At 51.1% G+C, this 25,652-nt stretch carries 25 protein-coding genes; 16 read left to right on the top strand and 9 right to left on the bottom strand.

All coding sequences use genetic code 11. From position 1 onward, the window contains the following. Positions 1 to 58 precede the first annotated feature (58 nt). Together fhuF and OGX98_RS22795 are read left to right on the top strand one after the other, a co-directional pair. Positions 59 to 847: a siderophore-iron reductase FhuF gene (fhuF, locus tag OGX98_RS22800; protein ID WP_045439449.1), complete on the top strand. Its 789-nt coding sequence runs from the start codon at positions 59 to 61 to the stop codon at positions 845 to 847. Between the two features lie 178 nt (positions 848 to 1,025). Then, positions 1,026 to 1,484: a YbaK/EbsC family protein gene (locus OGX98_RS22795; protein WP_045439446.1), complete on the top strand. Its 459-nt coding sequence runs from the start codon at positions 1,026 to 1,028 to the stop codon at positions 1,482 to 1,484. A 57-nt stretch (positions 1,485 to 1,541) separates the two neighbouring features. Here the strand turns inward: OGX98_RS22795 and bglJ are convergent, their stop codons facing one another. Both bglJ and OGX98_RS22785 read right to left on the bottom strand, forming a co-directional pair. Then, complete coding sequence (bglJ, locus tag OGX98_RS22790; RefSeq protein WP_045439444.1) at positions 1,542 to 2,219, bottom strand: DNA-binding transcriptional activator BglJ; 678 nt, start codon at positions 2,217 to 2,219, stop codon at positions 1,542 to 1,544. Then, positions 2,180 to 2,905: a response regulator transcription factor gene (locus OGX98_RS22785; RefSeq protein WP_048222133.1), complete on the bottom strand. Its 726-nt coding sequence runs from the start codon at positions 2,903 to 2,905 to the stop codon at positions 2,180 to 2,182. Before OGX98_RS22785 ends, bglJ begins: the two co-directional genes overlap by 40 nt. A 521-nt stretch (positions 2,906 to 3,426) precedes the next feature. Between OGX98_RS22785 and OGX98_RS22780 the strand changes: the two genes are divergently transcribed. The 6 genes from OGX98_RS22780 (at position 3,427) to opgB (ending at position 9,164) form a co-directional block, all read left to right on the top strand. Further along, on the top strand, positions 3,427 to 4,203 hold the full coding sequence (locus OGX98_RS22780) for a threonine/serine exporter family protein (RefSeq protein WP_048222135.1): 777 nt from the start codon (positions 3,427 to 3,429) through the stop codon (positions 4,201 to 4,203). Beyond that, positions 4,194 to 4,667 carry a threonine/serine exporter gene (locus tag OGX98_RS22775; protein WP_045439436.1) on the top strand — a complete coding sequence of 158 codons (474 nt, stop codon included), beginning with the start codon at positions 4,194 to 4,196 and terminating at the stop codon, positions 4,665 to 4,667. The genes OGX98_RS22780 and OGX98_RS22775 overlap by 10 nt, the downstream gene beginning before the upstream one ends. Positions 4,668 to 4,792: 125 nt before the next feature. Continuing rightward, complete coding sequence (gene dnaT, locus OGX98_RS22770; RefSeq protein WP_048222137.1) at positions 4,793 to 5,332, top strand: primosomal protein DnaT; 540 nt, start codon at positions 4,793 to 4,795, stop codon at positions 5,330 to 5,332. Between the two features lie 2 nt (positions 5,333 to 5,334). Continuing rightward, a complete protein-coding gene (gene dnaC, locus OGX98_RS22765) occupies positions 5,335 to 6,072 on the top strand; it encodes a replicative helicase loader DnaC (protein ID WP_045439430.1) in 738 nt (245 codons plus the stop codon). 70 nt (positions 6,073 to 6,142) lie between these two features. Continuing rightward, entirely contained in the window at positions 6,143 to 6,631 is a 489-nt protein-coding gene (locus OGX98_RS22760; protein ID WP_048222139.1) for a YjjA family protein, read from the top strand. A 241-nt stretch (positions 6,632 to 6,872) separates the two neighbouring features. Continuing rightward, complete coding sequence (gene opgB, locus OGX98_RS22755) at positions 6,873 to 9,164, top strand: phosphatidylglycerol--membrane-oligosaccharide glycerophosphotransferase (RefSeq protein WP_048222140.1); 2,292 nt, start codon at positions 6,873 to 6,875, stop codon at positions 9,162 to 9,164. 43 nt (positions 9,165 to 9,207) lie between these two features. On the opposite strand, the gene OGX98_RS22750 is transcribed toward opgB, so the two are convergent. Both OGX98_RS22750 and OGX98_RS22745 read right to left on the bottom strand, forming a co-directional pair. Next, on the bottom strand, positions 9,208 to 10,653 hold the full coding sequence (locus tag OGX98_RS22750) for a tagaturonate reductase (RefSeq protein WP_048222142.1): 1,446 nt from the start codon (positions 10,651 to 10,653) through the stop codon (positions 9,208 to 9,210). A gap of 13 nt (positions 10,654 to 10,666) precedes the next feature. Further along, positions 10,667 to 11,689, bottom strand: coding sequence for a zinc-binding alcohol dehydrogenase family protein (locus tag OGX98_RS22745; RefSeq protein WP_045439419.1), 1,023 nt, complete (start codon positions 11,687 to 11,689; stop codon positions 10,667 to 10,669). Between the two features lie 137 nt (positions 11,690 to 11,826). On the opposite strand from OGX98_RS22745, the gene OGX98_RS22740 reads away from it, so the two are divergent. The 3 genes from OGX98_RS22740 to OGX98_RS22730 all read left to right on the top strand — a co-directional run bounded on the left by OGX98_RS22740 (position 11,827) and on the right by OGX98_RS22730 (position 14,898). Next, entirely contained in the window at positions 11,827 to 12,741 is a 915-nt protein-coding gene (locus OGX98_RS22740; protein WP_045439416.1) for a GntR family transcriptional regulator, read from the top strand. Between the two features lie 214 nt (positions 12,742 to 12,955). Beyond that, positions 12,956 to 14,317, top strand: coding sequence for an MFS transporter (locus tag OGX98_RS22735; protein WP_045439413.1), 1,362 nt, complete (start codon positions 12,956 to 12,958; stop codon positions 14,315 to 14,317). Between the two features lie 65 nt (positions 14,318 to 14,382). Further along, positions 14,383 to 14,898 carry a GNAT family N-acetyltransferase gene (locus OGX98_RS22730; protein WP_048222144.1) on the top strand — a complete coding sequence of 172 codons (516 nt, stop codon included), beginning with the start codon at positions 14,383 to 14,385 and terminating at the stop codon, positions 14,896 to 14,898. A gap of 40 nt (positions 14,899 to 14,938) precedes the next feature. Here the strand turns inward: OGX98_RS22730 and tsr are convergent, their stop codons facing one another. After that, positions 14,939 to 16,603 carry a methyl-accepting chemotaxis protein gene (gene tsr, locus OGX98_RS22725; protein ID WP_048222802.1) on the bottom strand — a complete coding sequence of 555 codons (1,665 nt, stop codon included), beginning with the start codon at positions 16,601 to 16,603 and terminating at the stop codon, positions 14,939 to 14,941. Between the two features lie 252 nt (positions 16,604 to 16,855). Between tsr and OGX98_RS22720 the strand changes: the two genes are divergently transcribed. From OGX98_RS22720 to yjiA, 4 genes are all read left to right on the top strand, one after another. After that, complete coding sequence (locus tag OGX98_RS22720; RefSeq protein ID WP_048222146.1) at positions 16,856 to 17,383, top strand: hypothetical protein; 528 nt, start codon at positions 16,856 to 16,858, stop codon at positions 17,381 to 17,383. 261 nt (positions 17,384 to 17,644) lie between these two features. Next, positions 17,645 to 19,795, top strand: coding sequence for a pyruvate/proton symporter BtsT (btsT, locus tag OGX98_RS22715; protein WP_048222148.1), 2,151 nt, complete (start codon positions 17,645 to 17,647; stop codon positions 19,793 to 19,795). 50 nt (positions 19,796 to 19,845) lie between these two features. After that, positions 19,846 to 20,040: a YbdD/YjiX family protein gene (locus OGX98_RS22710; protein ID WP_003830038.1), complete on the top strand. Its 195-nt coding sequence runs from the start codon at positions 19,846 to 19,848 to the stop codon at positions 20,038 to 20,040. Between the two features lie 12 nt (positions 20,041 to 20,052). Continuing rightward, a complete protein-coding gene (gene yjiA / locus OGX98_RS22705) occupies positions 20,053 to 21,009 on the top strand; it encodes a GTPase (RefSeq protein WP_286595955.1) in 957 nt (318 codons plus the stop codon). Positions 21,010 to 21,113: 104 nt separating this feature from the next. Here the strand turns inward: yjiA and OGX98_RS22700 are convergent, their stop codons facing one another. From OGX98_RS22700 to OGX98_RS22685, 4 genes are all read right to left on the bottom strand, one after another. Beyond that, positions 21,114 to 22,178, bottom strand: a complete 1,065-nt coding sequence (locus OGX98_RS22700; RefSeq protein WP_225760432.1) for a DUF2955 domain-containing protein — start codon at positions 22,176 to 22,178, stop codon at positions 21,114 to 21,116. Then, positions 22,168 to 23,235, bottom strand: coding sequence for an HlyD family secretion protein (locus OGX98_RS22695; RefSeq protein WP_048222152.1), 1,068 nt, complete (start codon positions 23,233 to 23,235; stop codon positions 22,168 to 22,170). The genes OGX98_RS22700 and OGX98_RS22695 overlap by 11 nt, the downstream gene beginning before the upstream one ends. 6 nt (positions 23,236 to 23,241) lie before the next feature. Then, complete coding sequence (locus tag OGX98_RS22690) at positions 23,242 to 23,706, bottom strand: MarR family winged helix-turn-helix transcriptional regulator (RefSeq protein WP_045439395.1); 465 nt, start codon at positions 23,704 to 23,706, stop codon at positions 23,242 to 23,244. 148 nt (positions 23,707 to 23,854) lie between these two features. Then, positions 23,855 to 24,019 (bottom strand): DUF1127 domain-containing protein, encoded by a 165-nt coding sequence (locus OGX98_RS22685; protein ID WP_071828888.1) that lies wholly within the window; start codon positions 24,017 to 24,019, stop codon positions 23,855 to 23,857. Between the two features lie 176 nt (positions 24,020 to 24,195). Between OGX98_RS22685 and OGX98_RS22680 the strand changes: the two genes are divergently transcribed. Continuing rightward, positions 24,196 to 25,608, top strand: a complete 1,413-nt coding sequence (locus tag OGX98_RS22680) for an aminotransferase-like domain-containing protein (protein WP_048222154.1) — start codon at positions 24,196 to 24,198, stop codon at positions 25,606 to 25,608. Positions 25,609 to 25,652 lie beyond the last annotated feature (44 nt).

The raw sequence follows: 25,652 nt of genomic DNA, 5'->3' as shown, positions 1-25,652 counted from the left end.
TTCCCTCGTCTATAGGATTGGCAATCATTATCATTTAGATTAACATCTCTATATAGACATGGCTTACCGTTCCGCACCGATCGTTGAAGATGTCATCTGGCGAACCCCTCTCCCTCCCGAGAAAGCATCGCTGGCAGATTCCGTGCGAGCAACAATCGCTCAGACCCGCGAGCATCTACTGGACTTCATTCGTCTTGACGAAACACCGCCACAAAATGCCATGACGCTGCATGAATGGACCCAGCCCGCTACGCTAAACTCGTTGCTGGCAGTTTATTCTGACCATATATATCGTAACCAACCCACATTAACACGCGAAAATAAGCCACTGATTTCCCTGTGGGCGCAATGGTATATCGGGCTGATGATGCCTCCGCTGATGTTAGCCCTTCTGACACAAAAAGAAGCCATCGATACCGCTCCAGAACATATGCACGTCGAGTTTCACGAAACGGGTCGTGCTGCATGTTTCTGGATAGATGTACATCAGGATAAACACGCCACTGCCTTCACTCCACAACAACGGATGGAAACACTGATTCTCTCAGCACTGACACCCGTTGTTCAGGCGCTGGAGTCGACAGGTGAGATCAACGGTAAGCTTATCTGGAGCAACACCGGATATTTAATTCACTGGTATTTAACGGAGATGAAACCGTTACTCGGTGATGAATTACTGACAATGTTGCGACAAGCCTGCTTCTTTGAGAAACAGTTATCCTGTGGCCGGGACAATCCTTTGTGGCGTACTGTTGTTCCGCGTGAAGGGCTGCTGGTTCGCAGAACCTGTTGCCAGCGCTACCGTCTACCCGATGTCCAGCAGTGCGGTGACTGTACGTTGAAATAAAAGAAGAACTGCCCCCTCGTCATTCTTAACTGCCTGCTTATTCTCCTTCCCTGTTAACTGAATCTGATGTTGCGGCGTTGTTACAATAAAATATTTACAGTGATACTTTCCCTGTGACAAATTACGCCATGCAGTTTTTTGCTATATAGGGCTGCTTACTGGCAATTGGGAGAAAAGAATGAGTTTACAATCAGTACGGCAGTTTTTGGCGGAGCATGCCCCGGATATTGAAATCATCGAATTAGACCAAAGCACAGCAACGGTTGATCTGGCTGCAAAAGCCCATAACGTCGAGCCAGGTCAGATCGCAAAAACGCTTTCGCTGAAAGTTAAAAACGACATTATCCTGGTGGTCGCCAAAGGGGATGCTCGTCTGGACAATAAGAAGCTGAAGAATACATTTGGTGCTAAGGCTCGTATGCTGAGTAGCGATGAGGTGGTCAATGCTACAGGTCATCCCGTTGGCGGGGTTTGTCCGTTTGGCCTGGAAACACCAATTTCCGTGTACTGTGATATATCGCTGAAACGCTATGCTGAAGTACTCCCCGCAGCGGGAGCCACACACAGCGCGGTTCGCATCGCACCTGACAGAATGGCTGAGCTGACTGCTGCAACCTGGGTAGACGTGTGTCAGTAACGAACCCAGGTCTTTGTGCCGGTGACTAACCCCGGCACTAATTGATCAATAACACCGTTACGAAACTGCATGGATAAATGGTGTCGACTCCCCGGCACGCAGATATAACAGAATATCGGCAGCGTTCAATAATCCGGCATCGGAGCTAACGCCCAGTTTAGACATTGCATTAAATTTATGCGCCCTAATGGTTTTAATATTCCGCTCAAGCTGAATAGCAATTTGCGGCATCGAATAACCATTCGACATAAAGCGTAGAATTTCACGCTCTGTTGGACTCAGCATACGACTTTGGTTGATATACCAAAGGTTTTTCGTGCTTTCTGTTTCCCTGCTAGCAAAATTCAAGGCTGCAAATAATCCCTCCTGTAAAACGCTTAACGAGGATGCTTTGCTAAGAACACCATCCAGTGGTAACGGCGACAGAGAGCCAATTAAACGCACTTCAGCATCATCATCGGCAATAACCACGCGGCGAATATGAGGGAAGTTCACCGCCAATTCAGTCAGATATACCAGTCCAGCTCGTCGATCAGTTCTTATCGCGGGAAGTGAAAAAATAACCGCTGAAAATGGCATATTTATCATTGTCTGGCTAAAGTCAGACTGGCTGGAAAAGAGATGAAGTTTATATTGATTTTTTGGCATGGTATTAAATAAATTATTAATACCCACACTGCTCATTACACACTTTTCTACCAACGCGACATTTCGTTTGACACTTCTTTTTTCCATTCCGTGGTTTCTCCATACAATGAAGGTAAATTCAGTTCTCGTGATCCTTGAGAACTATTGATCCATGCATACATCTCTGCATTGCTATGTATTGATAAACGACGCATCGCACTATTTTTTTGGGCACTGATTGTTTTATTGCTTTTCTTAAGCAACATCGCTATCTGATTAATTCCCCAACCTTTCCCCAGCAGTCGCAACACTTTTCTCTCTGACAGGGTAAGCACTATCGACTGCACGCTATGTTCCAGGATTTCAGGCGTTACGGGCGGTGAGAGCAACATTTTGCTAATTCTCTCGGCGCGAGTATTTCCCACATGAATTACATTCACTAAACTTTCGATTGGCTCCGCATCAGACAACAACGAACTACAAGGGCACATCAACAATTCAACGGCTAGCGGATAAAATTTGCGAGAAACGAGGAAGACCCAGTGGATATCACGGTACTGAGATAATAAAGAATAATACTGTTCACAGACTGAACGCGGCTGGCTAAAGTCCCCAGTTAAATCAATCATCACCAAATCGGAACGTCGTAGCTGCAATAAAGTGAGTTCTTCTGCACTGCGGAAACAGGTGAGCTCATAATTTGAGAAATGAGTTTGAATTACACTCTTTAATCCCGCTTGCATAATCGGCAGCGTACTAATAACAACTGCGTTTTTGCTGCGTCCTGGCAACATATATCCTCCACATCCATATGCCGTTTATCTCATTCACTCTATAAATTCTTAATGGGTAAGTAACATAATCAATAAGGAATGGTTAGAGTAAATAATAGATATTGTGAATTGTTTATCCTTAATTTAATTCATGATAATTCAGACCGCATAATAGCACTATAATCCTAATAGTACTTTGCTATAGAGCCATCGTCGCATAATTACTCATAAAACATTAAATGTACAATTAAAATAACTAAACTATAACATTAGCCATTCTAACTTATTTAGCATTCAGCCCATAAAATAATAACGCTTTCTGATCGTAAGTTAGCAGGCTCAGTATGGTGAGAGGATGCTTCAAACAACTTAAATTTTCACTCAATCGCTAAAACTAAATGTCGCTTCACATTCAGCAGACAAGCACGATGTCTCTTTTTTTCAACACAAATATTGATCTTAGCCAGAGCCATTGGGCTTATACTTCATGATAAAAGTAGACATTCGTCATTCAGAGAGCGTTTTTTCAGTCAGAGTGAGCTATGCAAACAGAGCAGTCGTCACAACGAACGGTTACACGGTTATGTATACAATGCGGGCTTTTTTTACTGCAACATGGGGCAGAAAGCGCACTGGTTGACGAGCTCTCCACCCGCCTTGGGCTGGCTCTTGGAATGGACAGCGTAGAAAGCGCCATATCATCTAACGCAATCGTCCTGACCACGATTAAAAACGGACAATGCCTGACATCGACCCGTAAAAATCACGATCGCGGCATTAATATGCACGTCGTTACGGAAGTGCAGCACATCGTTATTTTGGCAGAACACAAGCTACTGGATGACAAAGGTGTTGAGAAACGCTTTAGCCAAATTAAACCGCTGCGCTACCCAAGATGGCTGGTTGCTTTCATGGTCGGGTTATCCTGTGCCTGCTTTTGTAAGCTCAATAAGGGCGGATGGGATGGTGCCGTTATCACCTTTTTTGCCAGCATGATCGCCATGTACATTCGCCAAATTCTGGCCTCCCGGCATTTACATCCGCAGATCAACTTTTGTATCACCGCTTTTGTTGCCACAACGATATCTGGCCTGATGCTGACTCTGCCCACCTTTAATCACACGCCGACCGTGGCAATGGCAGCCAGCGTGCTGCTGCTGGTTCCGGGTTTCCCACTGATTAACTCCGTTGCAGATATGTTTAAAGGACACATTAATACCGGCCTTGCTCGCTGGGCTATTGCCAGTCTGCTCACACTGGCCACCTGCGTTGGCGTAGTGATGTCGATGACGATATGGGGGCTACGAGGATGGGTGTGATGGATTTCATTTTTGCACTACTGCAGGATATGGTCCTGTCGGCAATTCCCGCCCTGGGGTTTGCCATGGTGTTTAACGTGCCTCATCGGGCACTCCCGTGGTGCGCCTTGCTCGGTGCGCTCGGGCACGGCTCGCGAATGGCTGTAATGACCGCAGGACTCAATATCGAATGGTCAACCTTTTTAGCTTCATTGCTCGTAGGTTGTATTGGGATCCAGTGGTCTCGCTGGTATCTGGCGCACCCGAAAGTCTTCACCGTCGCGGCGGTGATCCCGATGTTCCCCGGGATCTCGGCCTACACAGCCATGATATCCGCCGTAAAAATCGGTCATTTTGGTTACAGCGAAGCGCTGATGATCACCCTGCTGACCAACTTTCTGAAAGCTTCATCTATTGTGGGCGCACTCTCTATCGGGCTTTCAGTTCCGGGATTATGGCTGTATAGAAAGCGCCCGCGCGTATAATTGATTAACCTTCTTACAATCCAACGGATGGGGGCGACCTTCCCTCATCCTGCTGCTCTCCCTCTTCTCTGTGTTACTATAAAAGCAGTCCCCTTCTCGGTTGTTGTTCGGTATTGAGAAACATTATGTCCTGCAAAATTTTGACCCCGGACGTCATCAGCATTGACGCCTTATTACACGATCACAACGCGGTGCTGGCAAAGTCAGTAGGGGGTGCTGTGGCCGTTTTCGCCAATAACGCTCCTGCCTTTTACGCGGTTACCCCTGCGCGGCTAGCTGAGCTATTGGCGCTTGAAGAGAAACTGTCCCGTCCGGGTAGCGATGTAACGTTGGACGCGCAATTTTATGAAGAGCCGCAAGCCGCTCCTGTTGCCGTGCCAATGGGGAAATTTGCGATGTACGCTGACTGGCAGCCAGACGCCGACTTTCAGCGACAGGCCGCCCTGTGGGGCGTGGCGTTGAGAGAGCCAGTCACCGCCGAAGAACTGGCTTCATTTGTTGCTTACTGGCAGGCGGAAGGTAAAGTCTTTCATCACATTCAGTGGCAACAAAAACTGGCGCGTAGCATACAGATTGGCCGGGCCAGCAATGGCGGGATGCCAAAGCGTGATGTAAATAGTGTCAGCGAACCTGACAGCCATATTCCACCAGGTTTTAGAGGATAACGATGAAAAACGTTGGCGACCTGATGAAACGTCTGCAAAAAATGATGCCACCCAATGTAAAGCCCGCGTTTAAAACGGGCGAGGAGTTGCTGGCATGGCAAAAAGAGCAAGGTGAAATTCGGGCTGCGGCGCTGGCTCGTGAGAACCGGGCAATGAAGATGCAGCGCACATTCAACCGTTCCGGTATCCGTCCCCTGCACCAAAACTGCTCGTTCGATAACTACCGGGTCGAGTGTGAAGGTCAAATGAATGCCCTGAGCAAAGCCCGCCAGTACGTTGACGAGTTTGATGGCAACATTGCCAGCTTTATCTTCTCCGGCAAACCCGGCACCGGAAAAAACCATCTGGCCGCAGCTATTTGCAACGAACTGCTGCTGCGCGGCAAGTCAGTACTGATCATTACTGTGGCTGATATTATGTCAGCGATGAAGGATACCTTCAGTAACCGTGAAACCAGCGAAGAACAGCTGCTCAACGATCTCAGCAACGTGGATCTGCTGGTGATCGACGAAATCGGTATGCAGACCGAATCCCGCTATGAAAAAGTGATCATCAATCAGATCGTCGATCGTCGTTCTTCCTCCAAGCGCCCGACCGGCATGCTGACAAACAGCAATATGGATGAGATGAACAAACTGCTGGGTGAGCGCGTGATGGATCGTATGCGACTCGGCAACAGCCTGTGGGTCATTTTTAACTGGGAAAGTTACCGTAGCCGGGTTACTGGTAAAGAGTATTAAAGTATTGGGAACACTCCTAAGTGATCCAGCGCTATACTGCGCTGAAAAGGCATAACACGAGTGACCTGTAATGATGAAAGCAACAAAACGTCTTCTTTGCTGTGCGGTTGCCGCCAGCACACTAATCTCTACTGGCGTTTTCGCCGCCTCCTGGCAAGATTCGCTCTCCAGCGCTGCCAATGAACTGAGTAAGCAAAGCACTGGCTCACAGAGCAGCACCTCACTCTCTTCCCTGACCAGCCTGCTGAGCAGTAATCAGTCGCTCACGTCGAACAGTATGAATAACGCGGCCGGTATTCTGGAATATTGTGCAAAACAGAAGCTCGCCTCGGTCACAGATACTGAAAACGTCAAAAACCAGGTTCTGGATAAGCTGGGGTTGGGAACGACGGAACAGAAAAAAGATACCAACTACCTGGATGGTATTCAGGGCCTGCTGAACGCCAAAGATGGTCAACAGCTTAACCTGGACACGATTGGTAACAGCTCGCTGGCAAAGCAAGTTAAAACCAAGGCCTGCGATCTGGTATTAAAACAGGGTATGAACTTCATTTCCTGATGTGATAAGCGCCGCGTACGGTTTTTTCACAGCCTGCGCGGTATCAATCTATTTCCCGCATACATTTCCCAAAATAATCAGTAATGCCCTTCAACGCCCCGCATATCTAAACCAATTCTGAATAACAACGTAATTAAATGTCACTACAATTGCAGCAATATAACAACGCGATTACATTGTACAGTCCAGAAATGATTAGCCTGCCAGGCAATTAATTGCCCGGCTTACTGAGGATCGTCCGTTGTCTGAATTATTCTCCATCGCTCTGTTTCTCGCTTCGGTATTGATTTACGCCTGGAAAGCGGGTCGCAACACCTGGTGGTTTGCCGCCATGTTAACGGTGCTGGGAATTTTTATTGTCTTAAATATCACACTGTATGCCAGCAACTATTTCACCGGAGATGGCATCAACGATGCGGTGCTCTATACGCTGACCAACAGCCTGACCGGCGCGGGCGTCAGCAAATATGTTCTTCCGGGTGTAGGGATTGCACTGGCGCTGACTGTCGTATTTGGCGCCCTGGGCTGGGTACTTCGCCGCCGTCGCCATCATCCTCATCACGTTGGCTACAGTCTGCTGGCCCTGATACTGGCACTGGCTTCCGTTGATGCCAGCCCGGCATTCCACCAGATAACCGAACTGGTCAAATCCCAGTCTCGCGATGGCGATCCGGACTTCACGGCGTATTACAAAGAGCCATCAAAAACGATCCCTAACCCGAAGCTGAACCTGGTTTATATCTACGGCGAAAGCCTGGAGCGTACCTATTTTAATAATGATGCGTTCCCGGACCTGACTCCGGAGCTGGGTGCATTAAAAAACGAAGGAATGGACTTCAGCAATACCATGCAGTTACCGGGTACGGATTACACCATCGCCGGAATGGTGGCCTCACAGTGTGGTATTCCGCTGTTTGCCCCGTTTGAAGGTAACGCTTCAGCATCAGTCTCCAGTTTCTTCCCACAAAATATCTGCCTGGGTGATATCCTGAAAAACTCCGGCTATCACAACTACTTTGTACAAGGTGCAAATCTGCGCTTTGCCGGAAAAGACGTCTTTCTGAAATCCCATGGTTTTGATTATCTGTATGGCGCGGAAGAGTTAAAAAGCGTGGTGGCAGACCCGGCATACCGTAACGACTGGGGTTTTTACGACGACACCGTACTGGATGAGGCATGGAAAAAATTCGAAGAGCTTTCCCGCTCCGGCCAACGTTTTTCACTGTTCACACTGACGGTAGATACCCATCATCCGGATGGTTTCATCTCCCGTACCTGTAACCGCAAACGCTATGATATCGATGGTAAGGCGAACCAATCCTTTAGCGCAGTCAGTTGTAGCCAGGAAAATATTGCTGAATTTATCAATAAGATCAAAGCCTCACCGTGGTTTAAAGATACCGTTATCGTGGTCTCTTCCGATCACCTGGCGATGAACAACACCGCATGGAAGTATCTGAATAAGCAAGATCGCAACAATCTGTTCTTCGTTCTGCGTGGTGACAAGCCTCAGCAGGAGACGCTGGCCGTGAAACGTAACACCATGGATAACGGCGCAACGGTGCTGGATATTCTGGGCGGCGATAACTTTATCGGCCTCGGACGTAGCAGTTTGTCGAGCGAATCCGTATCGGAAGTCTTCCTGAATATCAAAGAAAAAATGCTGGCGTGGAAGCCCGATATCATTCGTCTGTGGAAATTTCCCAAAGAGATGAAAAAGTTTACCGTCGATCAGGACAAAAACATGATCGCCTTCTCGGGGAGCCATTTCCGCCTGCCGCTGCTGCTGCGCGTATCAGACAAACGCGTTGAGCCGCTGCCGGAAAGTGAATACTCTGCCCCACTGCGCTTCCAGCTTGCTGATTTCGCCCCACGCGATAACTTTGTGTGGGTAGACCGCTGCTACAAAATGGCGCAGTTATGGGCACCAGAGCTGGCACTCTCTACCGACTGGTGCGTATCGCAGGGCCAGTTAGGCGGCCAGCAAATTGTACAGCACGTCGATAAAGCGAAATGGAAAGGTAAGACTGCGTTTAAAGATACAGTTATCGACATGGAGCGTTACAAAGGTAACGTCGATACGCTGAAAATTGTCGATAACGATATTCGTTACAAAGCCGACAGTTTTGTCTTTAACGTGGCAGGTGCGCCGGAAGAGGTGAAACAGTTTAGTGGGATTTCACGCCCCGAATCCTGGGGACGCTGGTCCAATGCGCAACTGAGCGAAGAGGTAAAAATCGAATACAAGGCTCCGTTGCCGAAGAAATTTGATCTGATCATCACCGCGAAAGCTTTCGGCGACAACGCCAACCGTCCTATTCCCGTACGCGTGGGCAACGAGGAGCAAACGCTGGTGCTAAGCCATGATATCAGCACCACCACGCTGCATTTTGATAACCCGGCAGATGCCAATACGCTGGTGATTGTCCCGCCCGACCCCGTCGCCACCAACGAGGGGAACATTCTGGGCCACTCGCCGCGTAAGCTGGGGATCGGGATGGTTGAAATTAAAGTTGTGGATTTACAAGGGTAAAAAAAACAGCGCCCAACACCACTCCGGGCGCTGCATGGCAACCTTAATCCAGACTTTGTACTGCGTGGCGCATTCCCTGCACCAGTATTAACTCCAGGTTTGCCGTCACCTGTTCGACAAGCCCTGGCAGCAATGTAAGATCTTGCCCCCAGTGAGTGGCATCACCGAGCACAACCATCACCAGCTCACGCAGCGTCAGGTCATTACCAACCCTCGGCCAGAGATCGGCATAGCGGCGGATCCACTGCTCATCATCCTGTAATGGATAATTCTCTCCCGCCCGTTCCCCGCGATAAAACGCGATTAACGCAGCCAGTGCAAACGTCAACCGCACCGGCCAGCGTGCATCTTGCTGCCCTGCCAGCAACTGCGGCAAAATACGTGTGCGAAATTTTGTCATCCCATTAAGCGCAATGGAGAGGAGCTGATGACGAATATAAGGGTTCTGAAAACGTCCACTAACCGCACCAGCAAATTCACGCAACTCATCGGCCGGAAGATCCAAAACAGGGATGACCTCCCTGTCAATTGCCTGCTCAACAAAGTGGCGTATATCAGCATCCTGCATCGCCTCACCAACGGTCTCCAGCCCACACAGCCAGGCCACAGGCACCAGTGCGGTATGAGCGCCGTTAAGAATGGCAACCTTACGTTCCTTGTACGGTTTAATATCGCTCACCACGCGGATATTTAACGGGCACTCCGCCAGTTTCAACTCTTCAGCCAGCCATAAAGGCCCCTGAATGACGAACAGGTAAAAATGCTCAGCTGTATCCAGAAATGCATCGTGATAACCCAGCGTTTGTTCCAGTGGCGCAGCTTCTTCACGTGGATAGCCTGTAACAATCCGGTCCACCAGTGTAGAACAGAAGGTATTCGCGGTTTCCACCCAGTCAGTAAACGCCGGAGAAAGCTGCCAGTCTCGCGCGTACTGCAATACCAGGGTTTTAAGCGCATCACCGTTATAGTCGATAAGCTCACAAGGAATAATCACCCAGCCCTTATCTGCCGCCCCGTCGAAATGGTTAAAGCGCTCCAGCAGCAGACGCGTCAGTTTGGCCGGAAAACTCACTGGCGGCGCATCATCGACGCTATCACCGGCGTGATAACTAATCCCCGCCTCCGTCGTGTTTGAAAATACAAAGCGGATGTCCGGATTGTGAGCCAACGCCAGATACGCCGTAAAATCCAGATACGGGTTGATCTCGTTATTCACCGAGCGGATTAGCCGTGCCTCACTCACCGCATCGCCCTGCTCATTCAATCCGCGAATGAGCGTGGTATATAACCCGTCCTGGGTATTCAGCGAAGGTGGAAAATCCGTATTAATCGGACGAACAATTGTCACTCCGGCCCGGAGATCTGTCTTCTCATTCAGGATATCCAGTTGCCAGTCGACAAACGCGCGCAGGAAGTTACCTTCACCAAACTGGATCACCCGCGTCGGATACCTTGCCCCAGGGAAATCTTGTCGATTCAATGTCTTCATCACAAAACCCTTCTCAGAACGTGATCACACCTTTGATTAATTCGCGGTTGTTAATCACATCCCGCTCGTAGATTTCCGCAAGCGTGGCAAACGCGTAACGGTGTGTGAGCATCATGTCAGCGGTCAGTTTGCCTTCAGACATCAGCCGCCCCACTTTGGCGAAATCTTCCGGCGTGGCGTTACGACTGCCCATCATGGTGGTTTCTTTCTTATGGAACTCAGGGTCAGAGAACTGCAAATCACCTTTGAACAGCCCAACAAAGACGATGCTGCCGCCGTGGCGAATCAAATTCACCGTATTGTTCATCGCATGCTGATTACCCGTCGCATCAATGACTTTTTGCGCCAGTGAACCACCAAACTGGGCACGTAGCTGCGCATCGAAATCTTCGGCAGCGGGATCGAGAACCGGAAGTCCCAATCGGGAGACAACATGTTCCCTGCGCGCGGGGCTGGTATCTGCCACCACTACCTGTGCGCCATCGGCTTTGGCAATTGCTGCCGCCCCAAGACCTATCGGCCCGGCCCCCACGACAAGAACCTGCTCACCCGGCATCACCGCCGCCCGGCGCACCGCATGTGCGCTGATAGCATACGGTTCAATCAGTGCAGCGGCATGTGGGTCAATTCCCTGCGCATCCAGCAGGTTCGTCACCGGAACGGACAAATACTCACTGAATCCACCATCCTGATGTACGCCAATCACTGAAATCTTCTCACAGCAGTTGGTACGCCCGCTCTGGCACGCCGGACACTGCTGACACGCGACGTAAGGAATAACTGCCACCTGCTGGCCCGTTTTCAGGTTTTGTATATTCTTACCCAGCCCAACAATCTCCCCGCATATTTCATGACCTAATACGCGTGGATAACTAAAAAATGGTTGGTTGCCTCCCCAGGCATGAATATCAGTCCCACAGATCCCGACAGATTTAATTTTTATTAATGCTTCACTTTCACCTGGAATAGGTATTTCACGCTCTTTCCAGACTAATTTTTTGGGTTCCTGGCAAATCAAAGTATTCATCGTAGACATGATTCGGCTCTCCTGTTTTTTTGTTGCCTCAGATATCAACGAAATTAAAAATGCAGGAGAAACCAGAAACATAATCTGTGAATCCCAGCGCATAAAAATGTTTTAAATCGGGTTTTAATAGGCAAAAAGGAGATGCCATGAGCCGTTCACAGAACTTACGCCACAATGTGATTAACCAGATAATCGATGATATGGCACGCGGTCATATCCCTTCCCCGCTGCCTTCGCAAAGCGCACTGGCTGAAATGTACAACATTAGTCGTACCACCGTACGCCACATGCTGAGCCATTTAGGCGAATGCGGCGTATTAACGCAGGTAGGAAGCCACTACGTTATCGTACGCAAACCCAACCATGAGGATGGTTTTTCGTGTACCACAGCCTCCATGACCGAGCAAAATCGAATTTTTGAGCAGGCATTTTTCACCATGATCAACCAGCGCCAATTGCGCGCAGGTGAAAGTTTTTCCGAGTTGCAGCTTGCCAGAGCCGCCGGCGTCAGCCCGGTAGTTGTACGGGAATATCTTTTAAAATTCGAACGTTACAATCTGATAAAGAATGAGAAGCGCGGTCAGTGGAGCATGAAGCAGTTCGATCAGGCCTACGCCGAACAACTGTTCGAATTGCGAGAAATGCTGGAAACACATTCCCTGCAACATTTCCTGAATCTGCCCGACGATGACCCGCGTTGGTTACAGGCAAAAACACTGCTTGAGCGCCATCGCATACTGCGCGACAGCATCGGCAGTAGCTTTCGTATGTTCTCGCAGTTAGATCGTGAGTTCCATGCTTTGCTGCTATCCGCCGCTGATAATATATTTTTTAATCAATCACTTGAAATTATCTCTGTGATTTTCCATTTCCACTATCAGTGGGATGAAAGCGACCTCAAGCAACGCAACATCATTGCCATTGATGAGCATATGACCATCCTCAGCGCGCTGATTTGCCGCAGCGACCTGGATGCTACCCTGGCACTCTGCAACCATTTGAATTCAGCCAAACAATCGATGATTCGCTCCATCAACCAAAGTAGCCACAACGCTCATTAAGAACAGATAAAAAACAGGAAATCATTACCGGGAGCACGATTCTATAAAAATAAAAACGCCAGAAAATACCTCTTGCCTATGCTCACGCTAAGTCGACTGCATTAAAAACTTTTGTGAGCGGTGATGAACAAATTGATTTGTCACTGGTATTTTTTCAATACTGCGCAACTGCACGTTGTGTAACAAATAATTTATTGAGGTTCAGGAGTCCGGCGTGGAAAAAAATAATATTACACTCGACCCAAGTTCTTCGTTTGACACGCCCTCATCTGCGGATATTAATGTTCCGCCTGAGGGCATGGTTCAACGCAGTAGTCGAATAAAACGTATTCAGACCACAGCAATGATTTTATTATTTTTTGCTGCGGTTATTAATTATCTCGACCGCAGTTCGTTGTCGGTAGCGAACTTAACTATTCGTGAAGAACTGGGACTCAGTGCAACGCAAATCGGCATCCTGTTGTCCGTGTTCTCTCTCGCTTATGGTATTGCGCAACTTCCCTGCGGCCCGCTGCTGGATCGTAAAGGTCCACGCATTATGTTGGGACTGGGTATGTTCTTCTGGTCGCTGTTTCAGGCGATGTCCGGTATGGTACACACCTTCACCCAGTTTGTACTGGTACGTATCGGGATGGGGATTGGCGAAGCGCCAATGAACCCATGCGGTGTGAAGGTAATCAACGACTGGTTTAACATCAAAGAGCGTGGCCGCCCGATGGGATTGTTCAACGCTGCCTCCACGATCGGTGTCGCCATTAGTCCGCCGATCTTGGCTGCGATGATGCTGGTCATGGGCTGGCGCTGGATGTTCATTACCATCGGTGTGCTGGGCATTTTCCTCGCCATTGGCTGGTATATGCTTTACCGCAACCGCGAACAAATTGAACTGAGCGCCACTGAACAAGCGTATCTGAATGCGGGGAGCGTCAATGCTCGTCGCGATCCACTGAGTTTTGCCGAATGGCGCAGCCTGTTCCGTAACCGCACTATGTGGGGCATGATGCTGGGCTTTAGCGGTATTAACTATACGGCATGGTTGTATCTGGCCTGGCTGCCGGGTTACCTGCAAACTTCTTATAACCTTGATTTAAAAAGCACCGGATTAATGGCGGCAATCCCATTCCTGTTTGGTGCAGCCGGGATGCTGATTAATGGCTTTGTCACCGACTGGCTGGTAAAAGGGGGTATGGCTCCCATTAAGAGCCGTAAGATTTGTATCATTGCCGGAATGTTCTGCTCGGCTGCATTCACCTTCGTAGTGCCGCAGGCAACAACGTCCATGGCTGCAGTTTTACTGATCGGGATGGCGCTGTTCTGCATCCACTTCGCCGGAACATCCTGCTGGGGACTAATCCACGTTGCGGTGGCTTCACGCATGACCGCCTCAGTGGGCAGCATCCAGAACTTTGCCAGCTTTATTTGTGCATCGTTCGCGCCGATCGTCACCGGATTTATTGTTGATACAACGAACTCTTTCCGTCTGGCGCTGATTATCTGCGGTTGCGTTACCATGGTAGGCGCGCTCGCTTACATCTTCCTGGTCCGCCAGCCAATTAGCGATCCACGTCAGGAGTAATTACCCCAATGATCCGGTAACAGCGCGTTACCGGATCGTAATCCCCCCCTGTTATACTTTCCCGCATGAATATACTTTTCCGTGATACCACCCTCACTGATATCGCAACTCTGCCCGGCATTGAACGCTCAGCAGGACAGCGTTTTCTACACATACCCTCGCTTGCGTGGATCGCAGGCGATCACATCATTTCGCTCGAGCAACATCGGCAATACGTCTTACAACAGATGAGCTGGCTGGCGCTTGCGGATAATCACCCCGTTGGATTTTTACTGACAGAAGCGCAAGAGTCCTCGCTTTTCATTGCCGAAGTCTCTCTGCATCTGGAATGGCAGGGAAAGGGTATTGGTAGCGGATTGATTCACTATGTCGCGAACCAGGCGCGTGAGAAAGGTTATACATCGCTAACGCTGACTACCTTCCGCGATGTTCCATGGAATGCACCATTCTATGCCCGACTGGGGTTTGAGATGCTGGCCGACAATGCCCTTCCAGCGATGCTACACCAGAAAAGAGAAGAGGAAGTGGCGCATGGTCAGGTGTATGAATCACGCTGCGCCATGCGCCTGAAGCTGAGTTAGCTGCCCGGTAACCGGAAAAGTGACATCCAGCTACTTTTAGTTAAAACGTTTCCCAGTTCTCTCCGGCATCCGTTACCGCAGCTTTACGCGGTTGAGCGGTGGTTGATACCGGTTTTGCTGCAGTAACATCACGCGCACGCTGTTGATCGTGCTGGATACGGAATACAGCAACAGCCTGAGTCAGACGGCTGGCCTGTTCTTCCAGTGCGGCAGCGGCAGCGGCGGATTCTTCCACCAGCGAGGCGTTCTGTTGCGTCACGCGATCCATTTCAGCAACGGCCAGACCAACCTGGTCGATACCACGGCTCTGCTCGTCAGATGCAGAGGCGATCTCACCCATAATATCGGTCACACGGGTTACCGCATTCACGATCTCATCCATGGTTTCACCGGCGCTTTCAACCAGCGTTGAGCCGACATCCACACGGCTGACCGAGTCTTCAATCAGACTCTTGATCTCGCGCGCGGCCTGAGCACTACGCTGTGCCAGGTTACGGACTTCACCTGCGACTACCGCAAACCCACGTCCCTGTTCACCCGCACGTGCCGCTTCTACCGCCGCGTTGAGAGCCAGGATGTTAGTCTGGAAGGCAATACCATCGATAACACTAATAATGTCGGCGATTTTCTGCGAACTGGAAGCGATGTCACGCATGGTTTGCACCACGTTATCCACCACTTTCCCGCCTTTTTGCGCGGTTTCTGAGGCACTCAGCGCCAGATGGCTGGCCTGGCGCGCGTTTTCCGCGTTCTGCTTCACAGTCGCCGTCAACTCTTCCATGCTGGCCGCGGTTTCTTCCAGAGAGGCCGCCTGCTGCTCAGTACGTGAAGAGAGATCGTTATTGCCCATCGCAATCTCGCTGGCACCGCTGTAAATGGCGTTGGCGCCGTTACGCACATCGCCGACGGTGCTCATCAACTCACCCTGCATGTGACGCAAACTTTCTGCCAGTTGACCAATCTCGTTGGAACCTTCCACATCAATACGTTTCACCAAATCGCCGCTGGCAATATGACGAATGCTATCGATCAGTCGGTTCATCGGGGCAATAAGCGAAAGCTTAATACCAAACCAGACAGCGATAATTGCTGCCAGTACGGTAATCAATACACATACCAGCACCCACAGCGCCTGGCTGTAGGAACTGTTGTTGTCCTCAACCGCGATGTCATACAGGCGATCGTTCTGCTGCATGTAGCTCATATACTGCTTCTCAAAACCATCCTGATAGCTTTGAGTCGGTTGATCAAAGAACGCATTGATCTTCCCATCACCCAGCAACTGGATCAGCTCCGCCAGCGCACCGTGGTAGATATCATACGTGCGGTTGATCTCCTGGAAAGCGGCTTCGCTTTGACGCGGATCGCGTGGGAGCGATTCATAAATCGCCCAGTTTTTTTCCGTCAGTTTCAGCGCGGTGCTGGCTACCTGCATCAGTTCTGCAACGGTCGCACCGCTGCCAATATTGCTCTGATCCATCATGTAGCGAATGCCTGCCCGGTTAAGGGTATTTCGCGTTTGCAGCAATTCAACCCAGGTCGCATTCAGCGCAGACTGCTGCTGGCGAATAGTTTGCAGAACGGTAAAGTTCTCTTTGTCATTCTTTAATGAGTTAAAGAACAAACCCCCTGAGGCAAGCTGTAAAAGGCCAAACAGCGCCAGTACCAGCAATAGGCTGGTAACAATCTTCATTCGTTTTAACATGTTTTCTCTTTCCGCTAGACAGATGTCAGAATTTTCGGCCTGGAAAGCGAAAACTTTACGAATATCGTTCAAAAAGCAGATGTTCTGGCGACATCTGGCGCAGAAAAAAGCAGTAAATACCACTCGTATACATAACGCAAACTAGCGCCATGACTCCTTTCCCCACCTTTTAAGAGGGCTTTTCATTGCCGTAAGCTTCGGCTACCAATAGTGGGTCTGTTTTATCATCGGCTATAACAAGGAAGTCCTTCTGTGAAAAATAATTATCTCGACTTACTTTCTAACGCGTTTCCCTTCATGGTATTGGGACTCTTTTTAGGGGCGATGACCCCGGTCGTGCCAAAGCTATTTATTCCGGAGATTTCAGATATTTTACTGGAGAATGTCGCGCCCAAAAGCATCATGTTCCTGATAATTTTGAATGCGTTACTCACCGTCATTTTACTGAGATTCAGTGGCAGGTTTGATCCGGACAAAAAATTAGCTGCTTTTTTCTATGAAAAATTTTCATTTAAATTCAATGAACTAGGGAAATCCATCACGGCGGCCACTGTTGGCACACTGCTCGGTCTCACGCTGGCAATGCTGCCCTATGGCGAATTTCGCATGGCTGGAATCGGTATTTATTTTTCGGCGATGCTGCTCGTGATATGGAGGGTATTCGACTTCCTTAACCACCTGAGTAGAAACGAAGTCGATAAAGCAGAGAAGTACATATTTTATACCGTTGTTATTCTCATAACCCTCTATTACCTCTACCTCATTGCAAAGCCAGTGTGACTACTGTCGACAGTTCATAATCGCCCCATGAAATTATGTGATGAAAATCACATAATTTCATGCTGTTACGCCGAATGAAAACCGCTCACTGACACTTGGGACCGCTTAAGCTGACATACAACCACTCACTTATTTACCTTACTTTACGCGCGTAATTCTCTGGCAAGATCCTCTGCAGCATAGCAGTCAATTTACCTCCTCAAACACAAGATCAAACCCAAGCGGCTTCGGCCAATTATTAATCTAATACCAGGTTTTACTATGGATACGAAAAAGATATTCAAGCACATACCCTGGGTGATTCTCGGAATCATCGGTGCTTTCTGCCTCTCGGTAGTGGCCTTACGTCGGGGTGAACACATCAGCGCCCTGTGGATTGTGGTCGCCTCTGTCTCTGTTTATCTGGTGGCTTATCGCTACTACAGCCTGTACATCGCCCAGAAGGTGATGAAACTTGACCCGACGCGTGCCACGCCGGCGGTCATCAACAATGACGGTCTGAACTACGTACCGACCAACCGTAACGTATTATTCGGTCACCACTTTGCCGCTATCGCCGGTGCAGGTCCGCTGGTTGGGCCGGTACTGGCCGCACAGATGGGCTATCTGCCTGGTACGCTGTGGCTGCTGGCCGGCGTTGTGCTGGCGGGTGCTGTGCAGGACTTCATGGTGCTGTTTATCTCTTCCCGCCGTAACGGTGCGTCTCTCGGTGAGATGATCAAAGAAGAGATGGGCCCGGTACCGGGAACTATTGCGCTGTTCGGCTGCTTCTTAATCATGATCATCATCCTCGCGGTACTGGCGCTGATCGTGGTGAAAGCACTGGCTGAGAGCCCGTGGGGTGTATTCACCGTCTGCTCAACCGTACCAATCGCGTTGTTCATGGGTATCTACATGCGCTTCCTGCGACCAGGACGTGTGGGTGAAGTGTCGGTGATTGGTATTGTGCTGCTGGTTGCCTCCATCTACTTCGGCGGCGTGATTGCCCACGACCCGTACTGGGGCCCGGCACTGACCTTTAAAGACACCACCATTACCTTTACGCTTATTGGCTACGCGTTTATCTCTGCGCTGCTGCCGGTATGGCTGATCCTCGCTCCGCGTGACTATCTGGCTACCTTCCTGAAAATCGGCGTTATCGTCGGTCTGGCTGTGGGGATTGTTATCCTCAACCCGGAACTGAAAATGCCGGCGATGACACAGTACGTTGATGGTACGGGTCCGCTGTGGAAAGGTGCTCTGTTCCCATTCCTGTTTATCACCATCGCCTGTGGTGCGGTATCTGGTTTCCATGCGCTGATCGCCTCTGGTACCACGCCGAAACTGCTGGCCTGTGAAACCGACGCGCGTTTCATTGGTTATGGCGCGATGCTGATGGAATCCTTCGTGGCGATTATGGCGCTGGTTGCAGCATCCATCATCGAGCCAGGTCTGTACTTCGCAATGAACACCCCGCCTGCGGGCCTTGGCATCACCATGCCGAACCTGCATGAAATGGGTGGCGAGAACGCGCCGTTGATTATGGCGCAGCTGAAAGACGTTACCGCACACGCAGCGGCAACCGTCAGCTCTTGGGGCTTCGTGATTTCGCCTGAGCAGATCCTGCAAACTGCGAAAGATATCGGCGAACCGTCCGTACTGAACCGCGCTGGTGGCGCACCAACGCTGGCTGTTGGTATCGCTCACGTGTTCCATAAAGTACTGCCGATGGCTGACATGGGCTTCTGGTACCACTTCGGTATTCTGTTTGAAGCACTGTTCATCCTGACCGCACTGGATGCCGGTACCCGTTCTGGCCGCTTCATGCTGCAGGATTTACTGGGTAACTTCGTACCGTTCCTGAAGAAAACTGACTCTCTGGTTGCGGGTGTTGTCGGTACTGCGGGCTGCGTAGGTCTGTGGGGCTACCTGCTGTATCAGGGCGTGGTTGATCCGCTGGGCGGCGTTAAGAGCCTGTGGCCGCTGTTCGGTATCTCTAACCAGATGCTGGCAGCCGTGGCACTGGTTCTGGGTACCGTGGTTCTGGTTAAAATGCAGCGTACCAAATACATCTGGGTTACTGTTATCCCGGCAGTATGGCTGCTTATCTGCACCACCTGGGCGCTGGGTCTGAAACTGTTCAGCACCAACCCGCAGATGGAAGGCTTCTTCTTCATGGCAAATCAGTACAAAGAGAAGATTGCCAACGGCGGTGAGCTGACCGCACAGCAGATTGCCAACATGAACCATATCGTCATCAACAACTACACCAACGCCGGCCTGAGTATTCTGTTCCTGGTGGTGGTGTACAGCATCATTTTCTACGGGTTCCGTACCTGGCAGAAGGCCCGCGCCATCAACGGTCGCTCTGATAAAGAGACGCCGTATGTACCAGTGCCGGAAGGCGGCGTGAAGACCTCTTCACACCACTAAGATGTATTCAGCCCCGCTCCGGCGGGGCTTTTCGCTTATCAGGATTGTTTATGTTTGGTACTTTAGGTCAGGCAAAAAAATATCTCGGTCAGGCGGCAAAGATGTTGATTGGTATTCCGGACTACGACAACTACGTCGAGCACATGAAGACCAACCACCCCGATAAGCCGTACATGACCTACGAAGAATTCTTCCGCGAGCGCCAGGAAGCCCGCTACGGTAGCGGCGGAAGCAGTTGCTGTTAGAAGGAGAAATGAATGACCCCGATTGCAGTTACCCTACTCACCGGTTTTCTTGGCGCAGGTAAAACGACCCTGCTGCGCCATATTCTCAACGAGCAGCACGGTTACAAAATTGCCGTCATCGAAAACGAATTCGGCGAAGTCTCGGTGGACGATCAACTGATTGGCGACCGTGCCACGCAGATCAAAACCCTGACCAACGGCTGTATCTGCTGCACCCGTTCGAGCGAGCTGGAAGACGCATTGTTAGACCTGCTCGATAACCTCGACAAAGGTGCCATCAATTTTGACCGTCTTGTGATTGAGTGCACCGGCATGGCCGATCCCGGCCCGATTATTCAGACCTTTTTCTCCCATGAAGTGATTTGCGAACGCTACCTGCTGGACGGCGTGATTGCGTTGGTTGATGCGGTACATGCCGACGAACAAATGAACCAGTTCACCATCGCCCAGTCGCAAGTAGGTTATGCAGATCGCATTCTGCTGACTAAAACTGACGTCGCTGGCAACAGTGAAAAATTGCGCGAGCGCCTGGCGCGCATCAATGCCCGCGCCCCGGTATATACCGTGACTCACGGCGATATCGACCTCGCACAACTGTTCGACACCAATGGTTTTATGCTGGAAGAGAACATCGTCAGTGCCAAACCGCGCTTCCACTTTATCGCCGACAAGCAAAACGATATATCCTCGATCGTCGTCGAGCTGGATTACCCGGTGAACATCAGCGACGTGTCGCGAGTGATGGAAAATCTGCTGCTGGAATCCGCCGAGAAACTGCTGCGCTACAAAGGCATGCTATGGATTGGCGGCGAACCCAACCGCCTGCTGTTTCAGGGCGTGCAACGCCTGTACAGCGCCGACTGGGACCGCCCATGGGGCGACGAACAACCGCACAGCACACTGGTGTTTATTGGCATTAACCTGCCGGAAGACGAGATCAGAGCAGCGTTTGCGGGGTTGAAGAAGTAACTCCCTGCTGATTTGCCCGGTGGCGCTACGCTTACCGGGCCTACAAATAGCACTTTCCCGTAGGCCGGATAAGGCGCAGCCGCCATCCGGCACTCACTCCCCACTCACTCGGTAATCACAAACCGCGTCGCGGCAAAGCAGTTCAAAACCCGGTGCACCAGAAATACCATCGTCAGCGTTGCCACCAGCGCGACGGTGACGGAGGTGATGCGGTACAGATCGCTGAATACCAGGTCCTGATCCGGGTGCAGATTCTGGCCAAACATAATGCCGATGGTGGTGATACTGGCAAAACCCACGCCTGCGCCGACTTTTTCCATTACGTGCAGGCGGGCGCTGAACGCCAGCCCGAGGCCAATCAGCGGCATCATCAACACCATATGGTTGCTGAAATCATAGATAAGCAGCTGCACCAGCAGAATATACAGGCAGGCCAGCACCACACCGACCACACGCCAGAGAGAACTGATCACCGCGCCACGGTAGTGCATCGGAAACAGGATCAAAATGCCCGCCATCAGTGCCGACAGCGAATCACTCAAATCACAGATCTGGAAGATGACAAAAATCATCGTCGCCACCGTACCGGAAAGCAGCGACTCATGGCGGACCCGGGCGGCATCCTTCTCAATGCGCGGCGGCGGCTGGCGCGCCTCCACATCCGGGATCAGATAATTCAGCAGCGCGCTCAGCGCCACCGCCATTACGCAGGCCTCCATATTGGAGAACATCAGCGTATGCCAGTTGGTGGTGGGATAGCTCATAAAGTTGAGCATCGTGCTCTGACACACCACGCCCATCGAGCCGAGCAGAAACAGCGGCCCTTTGCTCATAAAGCGAAAACGCATCACGTACAAGCCGAACACCACCAGCGTCATAATCAGCGGCCACTGTGAGAGATAGCCGACGATTAGCACCATTTCAACACAGTTCACCGCTGCGCTGAACACGAACTGTTTTGCCACATGGCGGTTGAACACCGGCACCAGCGACAACAGCATCAGCGGATAAACCACAAAAAACACGCCGTACTGCACGTTGTAGAAGGTCGAGATACTTAGCGCGATTGTCCCGGCAACGGAGATACGCAGGGTCTGGCGAAAATCATTGGCGGTGTAGACAATGTTCCCGTGCGGCGTAAAGACGTGGGCCAGAGTGTTAATAGACATAATGCAGCCAGCTAACGAGATGGATCTGCGCCCCGGCAAAGGTGCGGGCGAACATCCCCTCGCTGTTATACAGCTGTACCGTGGCGCGCGCCCCGGTCGGTAACGGCGTGTCGAGCGGTTCGTTCAGCGCTACGTGAATGCGCATACGCTGGGCATCGCGCACCCAACGGGTAGACTGTTCCGGTTGCGACAACTGGCCGTTAACCTGCTCCTGACCCGCCAGAATACCGGCATCACTGCTGGTGACACGGGCAGAGAAAACCTTGCCCGGCATGGCGTCGAACACCACGGCGGCATCGGTATCCACCCGGGTGTGGCGCAGGCTTTTCTCGCGAAAATCAGCCACGATATCGGTCTGATGGCTGACCAGCGCCAGCAGCGGCGTGGCGGCGGTCGCGTAAAGTCCGGGGCTAAGCTGAAGATTGCTCACCGTGCCGTTGGTCTCTGCATACACTTTGCTCCAGCCGAGGTTCAGTTGCGCCTCTTCCAGCGCGTTACGGTATTTTTGCAACGTCACGTTACGCTTATCATCGCGCTCACCGCGCTGAATCAGCAGGTTCTGAATACTGGCATTAAGTGCCGCCACCGACTGCTCGCTGGTTTGCCAGGCGGTGCGCACCTTGTCGAGATCGGATTGCGACACGTTCTGCATGGCACTCAGGCGCTGATAGCGGTCAAAGGTGGTCTTATCGTTGCGGGCGTTGAATTGCGCGGTGCGCAGGTTGGCACGGGCAGAGGAGATCTGCGCATCCAGCTGTTGGTTGCTCAGCTTCGCCTGCTCAAGGGCGATTTGCGCGGCCTCGACCTTATTGAAAAACGGCGTCGGATCCAGTTCGTACAGCAAATCGCCCTTCTTCACCTGGCTATTATTGTGTACATGCACCTGCGAGACGTATCCGGATACGCGTGAGGAAATGGGCGTTACCACGCGCATCACCGTGGAGTCCGGCGTCAACGGGATCCAGATATCGGCAACGATAAACCAGGCGAATACTACCAGGAAAGCGGCAATACTCACCCTTACCCAACGGGCAAATTTTTGTTCTGGGGTCATCATAGTTTTTTAGTGTTGATTGTCTTCTTCGCGGATTGTCCGCAAATTGCAGGCGAGTTGATTTAAGGTCGTGCTGAAAGAGGCAAGCTCCGCTTCAGGAATGGTGCAGGTGACGCGATGTTGGTATGTCTCAATCACCCGGTTAAGTTCTTCAAGCCTTAAGCGGCCTTGCTCGGTCAGCGTTAGCAGGCGGATGCGTTTGTCATAAGGCGATGTGGAACGCAGCAGATACCCCTGCTTTTCCAGCTGCGAGAGGGTGCGCATCAGCGGCGGCAGTTCAATGCCCTGCACCTCCGCCAGTTCGCTGACTGAAACATTGTCACCCAACTGATGCAGTTGCATCAGCACCGTCCAGCTTGACTGCGTCAGGCCAGTATCGGTGATGGCAGCATCAATAATGGCCCGCCACTGGCGCACCACCATTGCCATGCGCATCCCCATCGGTCGGCAGGCAAACAGTTCATCTTCAGTCATCTTACTTTCCTCTCATCGCTGATAAGAAAATAATACTTATCAGGGTAAGTATCAAGAAACGGACCAACCAGAAGCATGAATTGATAAATATCGTGAATATAAAAAAGGCCAGGGCGATAACCACCGGCCTTTGTCATCGGAAGAAAAATCATTCCACCTGATCGCGTCGCAGCCCGACATCCCGCAGCCGCTCGTCGCTCATCTGCTGCAATATACGCCGCGTTTGCGCCCGCAGATGCCAGCGTTTTATCGCCTGCCAGATCTGCACCAAACCAATAAACGGCTGTTTTGCTTTATTCTCGTGAAATTCCATACTTTGCCTCCCCGCCTTGCCAGAGGCTTATCTTCGCGGATTTACCGCCAGACAATACAGATTCAAAAAGTACTTTTATTTAACATACAGATTGATTAAAACAGTATCTGCATACGGTTTTTTCCATCGTTCTGTATTGGTTTATCCATCTGTATGGCAACAATGAGGGATACAGCATGACCCGTTACCAACATCTGGCCACACTACTGGCCGAACGCATTGAGCTGGGGCTGTATCGCCATGGTGAAAAACTGCCGTCGGTGCGCAGCCTGAGCCAGGAACACGGGGTGAGTATCAGTACCGTCCAGCAGGCGTATCAGATGCTGGAACAGCGGCAGTTGATCACCCCGCAGCCGCGTTCCGGTTACTTTGTCGCGCCGCAAAAAGCGCAGCCGCCCGTACCACTGATGTCGCGCCCGGTCCAGCGTCCGGTGGAGATAACCCAGTGGGATCAGGTGCTGGACATGTTGGCAGGTCATGCAGACAAATCGATAATTCCTTTCAGTAGCGGCGTCCCCGATATCAATCAACCCAGCCTGAAACCACTCTGGCGCGAATTAAGCCGCGTAGTGCAGCACAATTTAGGAGCGGTGCTGGGCTACGACGAACTGGCTGGATGCCGCGAACTGCGTAATCAGATTGCCCGTCTGATGCTGGACGGCGGCTCGGTCGTCAATGCAGATGACATTATCATCACCAACGGTAGCCAGAGCGGAATGTCGCTGGCGCTACTGACGGTCTGCCAGCCAGGAGATATCGTCGCCGTAGAATCGCCCGCCTACTACGGTACGATGCAACTACTGCGCGGTTTAGGGATTAAGGTTATTGAGATCCCAACCGATCCGGATACCGGCATCAGTGTTGAGGCGTTGGAACTGGCGCTGGATCAGTGGCCCATTAAAGGGGTGATTCTGGTCCCTAATTGCAATAATCCGCTCGGGTTTATTATGCCGGATGCGCGTAAGCGGGCGGTCCTCGCCCTCGCTCAGCGCCACGATATTGTTATTTTTGAAGACGATGTGTATGGCGAGCTGGCAACAGAATACCCGCGCCCGCGCACCATCCACTCCTGGGATATCGACGGTCGGGTACTGTTGTGCAGTTCGTTTACCAAATCCGTAGCGCCGGGCCTGCGCGTGGGTTGGGTTGTTCCTGGCCGCTACCATGACAAACTTCTGCATAAAAAATACGCCGTTATCGGCACCAACGTTCCTGCCACGCAGTTGGCAGCGGCAACCTTTGTGCGCGACGGCCACTATCATCGCCATGTCCGGCGTATGCGCCAGATCTATCAGCGTAATATGGAGATCTACACCTGCTGGGTACGGGAATATTTCCCCTGTGAGATCTGCGTCACCCGCCCCAAAGGCGGCTTTATGCTGTGGGTAGAGTTACCGCTGCAGGTCGATATGGTCTGTGTCGCCAAACAACTCTGTCGGCTGAAAATACAGGTCGCACCGGGATCGCTGTTCTCTGCCTCAGGGAAGTATCGCAACTGTGTACGCATTAACTGCGCGTTACCGCCAAACGAGAAGCATCGGGAAGTGATGCAGAAGCTCGGCGAAGCGGTAAAGGTGGCGATAGAATAAATTGAATGCCCGGTAGCGTAAGTTCACCAGGCGGGAGAGTACGC

It is taken from the genome of Citrobacter sp. Cm046 (assembly GCF_030333065.1).
In the GTDB taxonomy this organism is placed as follows: domain Bacteria; phylum Pseudomonadota; class Gammaproteobacteria; order Enterobacterales; family Enterobacteriaceae; genus Citrobacter; species Citrobacter murliniae.
Note: the sequence above shows the minus strand (reverse complement) of the source record. Positions and strands in the feature narration are given on the sequence as shown.

Bases quoted from the DNA above. Each gene is read 5' to 3' on its own strand.
- OGX98_RS22695 (WP_048222152.1), bottom strand. From the start codon at position 23,235: ATGATGACCCCAGAACAAAAATTTGCCCGTTGGGTAAGGGTGAGTATT.
- btsT (WP_048222148.1), top strand. From the start codon at position 17,645: ATGGATACGAAAAAGATATTCAAGCACATACCCTGGGTGATTCTCGGA.
- OGX98_RS22785 (WP_048222133.1), bottom strand. From the start codon at position 2,905: ATGTTGCCAGGACGCAGCAAAAACGCAGTTGTTATTAGTACGCTGCCG.
- OGX98_RS22760 (WP_048222139.1), top strand. From the start codon at position 6,143: ATGATGAAAGCAACAAAACGTCTTCTTTGCTGTGCGGTTGCCGCCAGC.
- OGX98_RS22775 (WP_045439436.1), top strand. From the start codon at position 4,194: ATGGGTGTGATGGATTTCATTTTTGCACTACTGCAGGATATGGTCCTG.
- fhuF (WP_045439449.1), top strand. From the start codon at position 59: ATGGCTTACCGTTCCGCACCGATCGTTGAAGATGTCATCTGGCGAACC.
- OGX98_RS22690 (WP_045439395.1), bottom strand. From the start codon at position 23,706: ATGACTGAAGATGAACTGTTTGCCTGCCGACCGATGGGGATGCGCATG.
- dnaT (WP_048222137.1), top strand. From the start codon at position 4,793: ATGTCCTGCAAAATTTTGACCCCGGACGTCATCAGCATTGACGCCTTA.
- OGX98_RS22780 (WP_048222135.1), top strand. From the start codon at position 3,427: ATGCAAACAGAGCAGTCGTCACAACGAACGGTTACACGGTTATGTATA.
- OGX98_RS22795 (WP_045439446.1), top strand. From the start codon at position 1,026: ATGAGTTTACAATCAGTACGGCAGTTTTTGGCGGAGCATGCCCCGGAT.
- OGX98_RS22700 (WP_225760432.1), bottom strand. From the start codon at position 22,178: ATGTCTATTAACACTCTGGCCCACGTCTTTACGCCGCACGGGAACATT.
- bglJ (WP_045439444.1), bottom strand. From the start codon at position 2,219: ATGGAAAAAAGAAGTGTCAAACGAAATGTCGCGTTGGTAGAAAAGTGT.
- dnaC (WP_045439430.1), top strand. From the start codon at position 5,335: ATGAAAAACGTTGGCGACCTGATGAAACGTCTGCAAAAAATGATGCCA.
- OGX98_RS22750 (WP_048222142.1), bottom strand. From the start codon at position 10,653: ATGAAGACATTGAATCGACAAGATTTCCCTGGGGCAAGGTATCCGACG.
- yjiA (WP_286595955.1), top strand. From the start codon at position 20,053: ATGACCCCGATTGCAGTTACCCTACTCACCGGTTTTCTTGGCGCAGGT.
- OGX98_RS22740 (WP_045439416.1), top strand. From the start codon at position 11,827: ATGAGCCGTTCACAGAACTTACGCCACAATGTGATTAACCAGATAATC.
- OGX98_RS22745 (WP_045439419.1), bottom strand. From the start codon at position 11,689: ATGTCTACGATGAATACTTTGATTTGCCAGGAACCCAAAAAATTAGTC.
- tsr (WP_048222802.1), bottom strand. From the start codon at position 16,603: ATGTTAAAACGAATGAAGATTGTTACCAGCCTATTGCTGGTACTGGCG.
- OGX98_RS22680 (WP_048222154.1), top strand. From the start codon at position 24,196: ATGACCCGTTACCAACATCTGGCCACACTACTGGCCGAACGCATTGAG.
- OGX98_RS22685 (WP_071828888.1), bottom strand. From the start codon at position 24,019: ATGGAATTTCACGAGAATAAAGCAAAACAGCCGTTTATTGGTTTGGTG.
- OGX98_RS22730 (WP_048222144.1), top strand. From the start codon at position 14,383: ATGAATATACTTTTCCGTGATACCACCCTCACTGATATCGCAACTCTG.
- OGX98_RS22710 (WP_003830038.1), top strand. From the start codon at position 19,846: ATGTTTGGTACTTTAGGTCAGGCAAAAAAATATCTCGGTCAGGCGGCA.